This is a genomic window from Burkholderia sp. 3C (assembly GCF_054589155.1).
Map to the genome: position 1 here is coordinate 1 of NZ_BAAILN010000034.1, position 1740 is coordinate 1740.

At 64.8% G+C, this 1740-nt stretch carries 2 protein-coding genes; both read left to right on the forward strand.

What is annotated here, in order from left to right; genetic code table 11:
• The coding region (locus tag ACYP33_RS05280; RefSeq protein ID WP_459620196.1) for an efflux RND transporter periplasmic adaptor subunit at positions 1-626 on the forward strand (626 nt) is incomplete at its 5' end.
• 18 nt (positions 627-644) lie between these two features.
• A partial coding sequence (locus ACYP33_RS05285) for an efflux RND transporter permease subunit (RefSeq protein WP_459620198.1) occupies positions 645-1740 on the forward strand: 1096 nt, incomplete at its 3' end.

Consider the following 1740-nt stretch of genomic DNA (forward strand, 5'->3'; position numbering starts at 1 on the left):
TGCGCCAGGACATCCAGAGCGGCCGGATCAAGACGGCCGGCCCGAACGCGGCCAAGGTCAAGCTGGTGCTGGAAGACGGCAAGACCTACCCGCTGGAAGGCAAGCTGCAATTCACCGATGTCACGGTCGACCAGACCACCGGCTCGGTCACGATCCGCGCGATCTTCCCGAACCCGAACCGCGTGCTGCTGCCGGGCATGTTCGTGCGCGCGCGCATCGAGGAAGGCACCAACGACAACGCGTACCTGGTGCCGCAGATCGGCGTCCAGCACGATCCGAAGGGCCAGCCGACGGCATTGGTGGTGGGCGCGGACAACAAGATCGTCTCGCGCGTGCTGACCACCTCGGGCACCTACGGCCAGGATTGGGTGGTCGAAGGTGGCCTGCAGACGGGCGACCGCGTGATCGTGCAGGGCGTGGGCAAGGTCCAGCCGGGCATGACGGTCAAGCCGGTCGCGGCGCAACTGCCGCCGAACCAGAACGCCGGTACCGATCCGAGCAGCCAGCCGAGCTCGGCGTCCGACCAGGGCGCCGCGGCATCGGGTGCGTCGGGTGCCTCGGCAGCCAAGCCGGCCAGCGCGGCGGCAGGTTCGGCAGCGAGTGCGACCGCGGCTTCGGGCGCGTAACCACAGGGAGCCTGTTTCATGGCAAAGTTTTTTATCGATCGCCCGATCTTCGCGTGGGTGATCGCCATCATCCTGATGCTCGCGGGTATCGCGTCGATCTTCACGTTGCCGATCGCGCAGTATCCGACGATCGCGCCGCCGTCCATCCAGATCTCCGCAACCTACCCGGGCGCTTCGGCGAAGACGGTCGAGGACACGGTCACGCAGGTGATCGAGCAGCAGATGAGCGGTCTCGACAACTTCCTGTACATGTCCTCCACGAGTGACGATTCGGGTACGTCGACCATCACGCTGACGTTCGCGGCCGGCACCAATCCGGACATCGCGCAGGTGCAGGTGCAGAACAAGCTGTCGCTCGCGACGCCGATTCTGCCGCAGGTCGTGCAGCAGCTCGGTCTGAAGGTCACGAAGTCGAGCAGCAGCTTCTTGCTGGTGCTCGCCTTCACGTCCGAAGACGGCAGCATGAACAAGTACGACCTCGCCAACTACGTGGCTTCGCACGTGGAGGATCCGGTCAGCCGCCTGAACGGCGTCGGTACCGTCACGCTGTTCGGCTCGCAGTACGCGATGCGGATCTGGCTCGATCCGACCAAGCTCACCAACTACAGCCTCACGCCGGTCGATGTGACCAGCGCGATCACCGCGCAGAACGTGCAGATCGCGGGCGGCCAGATCGGCGGCACGCCGGCGGTGCCGGGCACGGTGCTGCAGGCCACCATCACCGAGCAAACCTTGCTGCAGACGCCGGAGCAGTTCGGCAACATCCTGCTGAAGGTCAATCAGGATGGTTCGCAGGTTCGGCTGAAGGACGTCGCGAAGCTGAGCCTCGGCGGTGAGAACTACAACTTCGACACGAAGTACAACGGCCAGCCGACGGCCGGTCTCGGCATCCAGCTCGCGACCAACGCCAACGCGCTGCAAACAGCCAACGCGGTGCGCGCGAAGATCGACGAACTGTCGAAGTACTTCCCGCACGGCCTGACCGTCAAGTACCCGTACGACACCACGCCGTTCGTGCGCCTGTCGATCGAGGAAGTGGTCAAGACGCTGCTGGAAGGCATCGTGCTGGTGTTCCTCGTGATGTATCTGTTCCTGCAGAACCTGCGGGCCACGA